The 854-nt window shown below is 58.2% G+C and carries 1 protein-coding gene; it reads left to right on the top strand.

All coding sequences use genetic code 11. The features are described 5' to 3' along the window. Positions 1–73: 73 nt before the first annotated feature. Positions 74–854, top strand: a protein-coding gene (locus NNZ72_RS25375; protein ID WP_257318462.1) for an IS5 family transposase whose coding sequence is annotated in 2 segments (ribosomal slippage) — positions 74–404 and positions 404–854 — 782 coding nt annotated over the 2 segments. Because the reading frame shifts where the segments join, the coding sequence is not laid out codon by codon here. This gene is flagged as partial in the annotation.

Raw genomic sequence — 854 nt, 5'->3', positions numbered from 1 at the left:
CTAGGTCCTGTTGACAAAGTGGATTCCCAAATCAGCAGAAGCGTGATTCAAGACTGCTTTTTAGGAGGCAGTTTTGGCTCGCGGCGACCTGACAGATATGGAATGGCGGATCATCGAGGGGTTGTTGCCCACCGAACGCGGCAGGAAGTCCCGACCGTCGCACGATAATCGGCAATATCTGAACGGTATGCTGCATGTCCTTCGGGTCGGATGCCCGTGGCGCGACATGCATGAGCGATACGGAAAGTGGAATTCGGTCTATGTGCGCTTCCGCCGTTGGGCCGAACAAGGCGTTTGGGACGCCCTGCTTGAGACCCTCGTCGAACTGGGGCTGACGGATGACTGGCAGCACATGATCGACAGCACCACTGTTCGCGGCCATTCGCAGGCGGCGGGCGCAAAAGGGGGACTTATCAGGAGGCTTTTGGTCGATCACGCGGCGGCTTTACGACGAAAATCCACGCCCGAGCAGACGGTCAGGGCCGCCCTCTTGGCTTCGTCCTGACAGGCGGCGAGGCTTCGGACTACAACGCCGTTCCTGACTTGCTGGCGATACCGGTCGGCAAGCCGAGGTTGTTCCTCGCCGACAAAGGCTACGACGGTGACTTCCTGCGTGAAGAACTCCTGATCCACGGTATCAGGCCGGTCATTCCGCCAAAAGCCAACCGAAAGAACCCGCCTGCCTGCGACTTTCGGGTTTACAAAGATCGAAACCGCATCGAGCGGATGTTCAACCGTCTCAAGCAGTTCCGGCGCGTCGCGACCCGATACGACAAGACACGAAAATCCTTCTCGGCATTCCTCGCCCTGGCAGCCGCAAAGATATGGCTGCCATACTTTGTCAACAGGACCTA

The organism is Shinella pollutisoli (genome assembly GCF_024609765.1).
Taxonomy (GTDB): Bacteria; Pseudomonadota; Alphaproteobacteria; order Rhizobiales; family Rhizobiaceae; genus Shinella; species Shinella pollutisoli.
Note: the sequence above shows the minus strand (reverse complement) of the source record. Positions and strands in the feature narration are given on the sequence as shown.